Genomic DNA, 6431 nt, shown 5'->3' with positions numbered 1-6431 from the left:
ATTGAGTATTTGAAAAGCCACTTTATAATTGGCTTTTCAAATACTCAATTAAGGTCGTCGTCATGCACCAGATCCTGGATAACCGTAAAGAAGAGCAGATTGTCCCCCTGTTCCGTCTCGGGTTTCGGCCTTTCTTCCTGCTCGGAGCACTGTTTTCGTGCCTGGCCATGCTGGGTTGGCTCGGGCAGCTCAACGGCTGGTTCACTCTGCCCGGAATTGGCAACCCCATCTGGTGGCACGCCCACGAGATGCTGTTCGGCTTTGGTGCTGCCATCGTCGCGGGGTTTCTTCTAACCGCTGTACAAAACTGGACGGCACATCCCGGGGTGCGGAGCTGGTCCTTGGCGCTGGTCGTGGCCTTGTGGGCACTGCCGAGGGTATTGTTGCCCTGGCTGGGGGAGGGAAACATCTTCTTGATGGTGGCAGACCTGCTCTGGCTCCCCCTTTGCGCCTGGTTTCTGGCCAAGCCTATCGTAGCGACCCGGCAGTGGCGCAACCTCTTCTTTGTGCCTCTGCTTGTCGTCCTGACCCTGCTCAACGCCGCCAGCTGGTTGTGGCGCACCGACTGGCCCTTGATAGAACACCTGCTGATCACGGCGGTGCTGCTGTTCACCACCCTGATTGCGGTGATGGGAGGACGTGTCATCCCCTTCTTCACCGCCAGAGCCACGGGGATGGAGAAAGCCGTTCCTCTACCGTGGCTGGAGCGAACTGCACTCGCTGCCCTGTGGCTCATCCTGCTGCTCTGGCTGCTGCTCCCCACCCAGTGGGTCACCGGCCTCTATATGTTCCCTCTATATATAGTGGCGGCCGCTGCACACCTTTACAGACAGCTGCGCTGGCGTCCCGCCACCACTGTGGCACACCCCCTGCTGTGGTCGCTGCACCTGGCCTACCTCTTCATTCCTCTGGGGCTGGCTGCTCTGGCCGCGCACTCCGCCGGCTGGCCGATCACCCTGTCGTTGACCAGCCACCTGCTTAGCGCAGGCAGCATGGGTACCATGATCCTCGGGATGATAGCCCGGGTATCCCTCGGCCACAGCGGCAGGGCCCTGCAGGTCCGGCACAGGATCACGGTGGCATTTGCGCTGGTCATCCTGTCTGCACTCATGCGGGTATTGCTACCCCTCTGCTGGCCAAACCTGACCCTAACGGGATGGAACCTCAGCGGCTGGAGCTGGATTGCCGCCTACGGCCTGTTCGTCTGGGTCTATGCTCCCATCCTGACCAGTCCCAGAGCAGACGGCCACCCAGGCTAGTCCCTGGGGAAAGGGGATGGGTAGTGGATCAGGTTATGGAAGATGGCGGGGGCGATTCCCAGATTGCGATAACCATGGGGGCGATCGGCGGCAAAGCGCACGGCCTCCCCCTGATCGAGGGAGCGCCACTCCCCGTCGACCAGCACCTCCATAGTTCCGCTGATGACGATCACGTGCTCGGTAACCCCGTGCTCATGGGGTTCTGATTCCCGCTGATAGCCGGGCAACAGGGTCAATTCGAACAGCTCGAAACCAAAACGTCCCTCATAGGGGAAGAGGGGCGCCACCTGCATGCCCTCACCCGCCGGCTGCTGGCGAATGTCGTCGGCAACCCGATAGAGCGTCTCATCCTGGGCATCCGGGGTCGGCTCGATGAAGCTGGAGAAGGAAACCCGAAAGCCGGTGGCAATCTTCCACAGGGTCGACACCGTCGGGCTGGACTCCCCTCGCTCGATCTGGCCCAGCATGGCCTTGCTCACCCCGGTTTCCCGGGCAGCCGCATCCAGGCTCCACCCCCTCTCGGTACGCAGCCCTTTCAATCGCTGGGCCAGATAGCGACTCATCTCCTGCATCTGCTCTCCGATTTTGTCTGAACCATATTGTGCGCCATAACGCACATCGCTATAGTCAAAGCCATATTGTACGTAATAACGCACAGACAAGCAGCATCCACAAGGAAGTTCCCATGCCCTTTGCCCTCCCTCACATGGTCGCAGGCCTCATCGCCGTTCTGGTGGGTTACACGAGTTCGGTCGTCTTGATCATCCAGGCCGCCACGGCTGCCGGTGCAGACGCCGCCCAAGTCTCTTCCTGGCTATGGACGCTCGGGATCGGCATGGGAGTAAGCTGCATCGGCCTCTCCCTCTACTATCGCATCCCGGTGCTGACCGCCTGGTCCACTCCGGGTGCAGCCCTGCTCATCACCAGCCTTGGCAATTTCAGCCTGGCCGAAGCCATCGGCGCCTTCATCCTCTCCTCGCTGCTGATCACCCTCTGCGGCATCAGCGGCTGGTTCGATCGGCTGATGCGCCACATTCCGGCTCCCCTGGCAGCCGCCATGCTGGCCGGCGTCCTGCTCAGATTCGGACTGGACCTCTTCAAGGTGGCCCCCCAGGATCCCCTGCTGCTTGGCGCCCTGTTGCTGATCTTCCTGCTCGGTCGCCACCTCTGGCCCCGCTACACCATGGTGCTGGTGCTGGCTGCCGGCATGTTGCTCTGTACCCTGAGGGGCGATCTGCAACTGAGCGAGGTGCACTGGCAACTCTCCCGTCCGGTGTGGATCTCGCCCTCCTTCTCCTTCCAAGCCTTGCTGGGCATAGCCCTGCCGCTGTTTCTCGTCACCATGACGTCCCAGAACATGCCAGGCATTGCCATTCTGCGCGCCCATGGCTATCAGCCGGCCACCTCCTCCCTGATCACCTGGACCGGCCTGACCGGCTTGCTGCTGGCCCCGTTCGGTGGTTATGCCTTCAACCTGGCGGCCATCACGGCGGCCATCTGCATGGGCAAGGAGGTGGATCCCGATGCGGCTCGCCGTTGGCCGGCCGCACTCTGGGCGGGCGCCTTCTACCTGATCACCGGCTGTTTCGGGGCGACCGTGGTCGCCCTGTTCAGCGCATTTCCCACCGCGCTGGTGACCTGCGTGGCCGGACTGGCGCTGCTCGGAACCATAGGCAGCAGCCTGCACGGCGCCTTGCAGCAGGATGGAGAGCGAGAAGCCGCCTTGCTGACCTTCATCATCACCGCCTCGGGGATCAGCCTGCTCGGGGTAGGCTCGGCCTGCTGGGGGTTGCTGGTCGGCGTGGCGCTGCATCAAGTCAACCGGCTGCGCACCTGATCTGACCATCTGGGGAGACCCCAGTGAGACACAGCACATAATTCGGCAGAGATGGTTCACATATGAACCCCATTCCCGTCTAGTGAGAAAGCGCCGTAGATCCTTCCCGACACGCGTCGCTGTCAGACTCAATACTGGAGAAGAAGAATGAGGAATCAGGCTGTCATCTTATTGCTGGCGCTGCTGGGTACCACCATTGCCCAAGCCGCCGACACGGACAGGGAGCTGGCCCGTCAGCTCGCACTGCAGCAGAAGCAGTTGCTGCCCCAGCTCGCCCAACAGGCGTACCAGAGTCCGCTGCCCAAGCTGCTGAAAAAGGCGAGCCCGCGCCTCAAACGACAGGCCACGAATGCCAACCAGGCCGCCATCCATCGGCAAGGGCTCGAGGGTGAGGTCACACAACTGATGCAGTTGCGGCTGGCCAATCCCGAGCAGGCAAATGCGCTCAAGCAGGGAGCAGAACCCCTGGTTGCCTATGTGCCGAGCGGCGATGAGAAGAGCTGGAGCGCCATCGAGGCGTTCGACGGCGCCGGCAATCCCGTCTATCTCGATGTGAACCAGCCACCGGCGCGGCCGGTGCTGGTGGTGGAAGCAGACCCTATCAAGGCCAAGAATGCCGGTCTGAAGGTGATGCGCAAGGCGCTGGCCGAGGCCGACTTGCAGGCTGCTCCTCGCGCCACCAGCGGGACGGCACCACTCAAGACCAGTATCCTCAAGCAGATCAGGCTCAACGATGATCAGGAGCCCTGGCTGCTGGGAGCCGCCGAGATCTACGCCGTGGTGGCCGGGGTCAATCCCGCCAGGGACGAACCCGTGGTGGACATCGTCGACATGCCCTATCTCGATGATGACAACACCGACTACAGCCCGAACCAGATCCTGGTGTACTGGGATCGCTACCGCTGGGGTGCCGTCGACGTCGTCATGATGGAGCAGGATGACAACGTCAACTACAAGGAGCTGAGCGCCCTGCTGATCGAAGCACTCAAGCTCGGCTTCACCGCGGGTGGCGTACCGGAGGCCCTGCCCTTCCTCGATCTCGGTGGCCGCATCGTCAAGGCGCTGCCCGACTCCTGGATGACCAACAACGACGACTATCTCGATACCTTCTATACCCTGGAGCAGGACCAGAGCTATCACCAGTATCCCGGCGCGGCCGGCAATGCGGTCATCACGCTGGAGCCCAAAGAGATCCAGCCGACCCGACCCTGACCCTCATCCAAGACAAAAAGCCAATGAGGAGACTCATTGGCTTTCCTGTATCCGGGGTCGCGGGATCAGGCCTGAGCTTTCGGCCTCACCCCCAGGGTGTGGCAGATGGCGTAGGTCAGCTCGGAGCGGTTCAGGGTATAGAAGTGGAAGTCCTTCACCCCTTCCTGGCTCAGCACCCGCACCTGATCGATGGCGATGCTGGCCCCCACCATGTTGCGCGTCAGCTGGTCGTGCTCCAGCCCCTCGAAACGCTGATGCATCCAGCGCGGGATCTTCACGTTGGTGAAGCCGGCAAACTTGGCCAGGGTCTGGTAGTTGGAGACCGGCAGTATGCCCGGCACTATCTCGGCATCGATGCCGATGGCCGCACAGCGATCACGAAAACGCAGGTAGGTCTCCACATCGAAGAAGAACTGGGTGATGGCACGGTTGGCGCCGGCATCTATCTTGCGCTTGAGGTTGAGCAGATCGGACTGCGCGCTTCTGGCCTCGGGGTGCCCTTCCGGATAGGCGGCCACCGAGATATCGAAGTCGGCCTCTGACTTGAGCAGGGCGACCAGGTCGGTGGCATACATGTCCGGCTTGTCGAGTCCGGGGGGCAGATCCCCGCGCAGTGCCACTATGTGGCGAATGCCGCTGTTCCAGTAGTCGCGCGCTATGGTGCGCAACTCGTCACGGCTGGCATCGATGCAGGTCAGGTGCGGTGCGGCGATGAGGCCGGTGCGCTCCTTGATGTCCTTGATCACCTTGTGAGTGCGATCCCGGGTGCCCGAATTGGCGCCATAGGTCACGGAGACAAACTTGGGTTCCAGCACCTGAAGTCGCTCGATGGACTGCCAGAGGGTATTCTCCATCCCTTCGCTGTTGGGCGGAAAAAACTCGAAACTGACCGATATGTCGCCACCCAGATCCGCCAGACTCTGGTTGAGTGCTTCAACCTGACGCGCGCTGTGAAATCCCATCTGCTCTCTCCCTGTCCTGCAACCCATTCCTCTACGTCAAAACGGATGTTTGGACGTCTAAACGTCTTTCTATCTTTATGAGAAAATGGATCAAAGTCAACACCGAATTCTCGCCGGCAGAGGGGATAAACGATTTTTTTCTTTTGCAATTCCACCTAAGTAATGACCGGCCCCATCCCAAAATGCCGTCAGGCACGCTATGATGCGGGCGGATCGTCCTGGACGTTCTGAATCTGCGTGTGATTGTTTGGCCGGGTCTCCCGGCCTTTTTTTAACTTCTTTCCCCTCCTGCCGATAATCAATTCAAGCATTTACAGGAGCCTCGTCATGGAAGATCACCCCGGTTTTGCCACCGATCTGCTGTTCGACCGCTATCAGGGCGAGGTGACGGACCATGAGCGATTCTGGGCCGTGTGCACCCCGGGCTCTCCGGACTACTACTTCGGCAACTACCTGTTGCTCCCCACTCCCCCAAGCGATCGTGACAAGGGCTGGCTCGAGGCCAGTTTCGACACCCTGATAGGCCAGGATCCCAGGATCCGCCATCGCACCTTCCAGTGGCCCCTGGCCGAGGGACAAAACAGCCGGGTCGCCGGCTTCGTGGCGGCGGGATACCAGTACATGGAGTGTGTGGTGCTGGCCCTGGAGGCCGATCGCTGGCGTGCGCCGGACCGGGGCAGCGCGGCTCGGGCCCGCCCTTTCAGCGCCGACGACTGGGACGAGTGGCTCGCCTTCGAGCTGGAGGAGCGGGATCCCGCCCATTCGGAGGAGAGCTACCTGCCCTATCTGCGGTCGCGCCGCCACCTCTATGAGGCGATGATCGCCGACGGGCTGGGGCAGTGGTGGGGGATCTGGCATCAGGATCGCCTGATCGCCAGCTGCGGCCTCTTCTTCACCGGTACCATGGGGCGCTTCCAGCTGGTGCGCACCCACAGGGAGTGGCGCAACCAGGGATTCTGCCGCCAACTGCTGAGCCAGGTGGCTCACCAGGGGTTCGAGCGGGCCGCGCGACTCATCATAGTGGCCGACGAGCACTATCACGCCCAGCGGGTCTATCGCGCTCTCGGCTTCACGCCGGTGGCGCGCATCGGCAGCCTCTGCCGATGGCACACCACGCCCGGCGAACCTTCACCGCAATAAAAACGGGAGGCAGATGCCTCC

6 protein-coding genes are annotated in these 6431 nt (G+C 61.7%); 4 read left to right on the top strand and 2 right to left on the bottom strand.

Features of this window, described 5'->3' with window-relative positions:
- The first annotated feature begins 62 nt into the window (after positions 1-62).
- Positions 63-1259, top strand: a complete 1197-nt coding sequence (locus BN1132_RS15565; RefSeq protein WP_042078688.1) for an NnrS family protein — start codon at positions 63-65, stop codon at positions 1257-1259.
- Here BN1132_RS15565 and BN1132_RS15560 read toward each other — a convergent pair.
- Complete coding sequence (locus BN1132_RS15560) at positions 1256-1831, bottom strand: helix-turn-helix domain-containing protein (protein WP_042078687.1); 576 nt, start codon at positions 1829-1831, stop codon at positions 1256-1258. The two genes, BN1132_RS15565 and BN1132_RS15560, sit on opposite strands and share 4 nt — an antisense overlap.
- 113 nt (positions 1832-1944) lie before the next feature.
- Between BN1132_RS15560 and BN1132_RS15555 the strand changes: the two genes are divergently transcribed.
- Together BN1132_RS15555 and BN1132_RS15550 are read left to right on the top strand one after the other, a co-directional pair.
- The gene (locus BN1132_RS15555; protein WP_042078686.1) at positions 1945-3096 is read left to right on the top strand and encodes a benzoate/H(+) symporter BenE family transporter; all 1152 of its coding nucleotides are present in this window, start codon (positions 1945-1947) and stop codon (positions 3094-3096) included.
- 147 nt (positions 3097-3243) lie between these two features.
- Entirely contained in the window at positions 3244-4308 is a 1065-nt protein-coding gene (locus BN1132_RS15550; protein ID WP_042078685.1) for a DUF3103 family protein, read from the top strand.
- A gap of 65 nt (positions 4309-4373) precedes the next feature.
- Here the strand turns inward: BN1132_RS15550 and metF are convergent, their stop codons facing one another.
- The gene (metF, locus tag BN1132_RS15545) at positions 4374-5270 is read right to left on the bottom strand and encodes a methylenetetrahydrofolate reductase (protein WP_042078684.1); all 897 of its coding nucleotides are present in this window, start codon (positions 5268-5270) and stop codon (positions 4374-4376) included.
- A 327-nt stretch (positions 5271-5597) separates the two neighbouring features.
- Here metF and BN1132_RS15540 point away from each other — a divergent pair, with 327 nt between their 5' ends.
- Complete coding sequence (locus BN1132_RS15540) at positions 5598-6410, top strand: GNAT family N-acetyltransferase (protein WP_042078683.1); 813 nt, start codon at positions 5598-5600, stop codon at positions 6408-6410.
- Positions 6411-6431 lie beyond the last annotated feature (21 nt).

The sequence above is a fragment of the Aeromonas sanarellii genome, from assembly GCF_000820085.1.
In the GTDB taxonomy this organism is placed as follows: Bacteria; Pseudomonadota; Gammaproteobacteria; order Enterobacterales; family Aeromonadaceae; genus Aeromonas; species Aeromonas sanarellii.
This window is presented reverse-complemented; position numbering and strand designations above follow the sequence as displayed.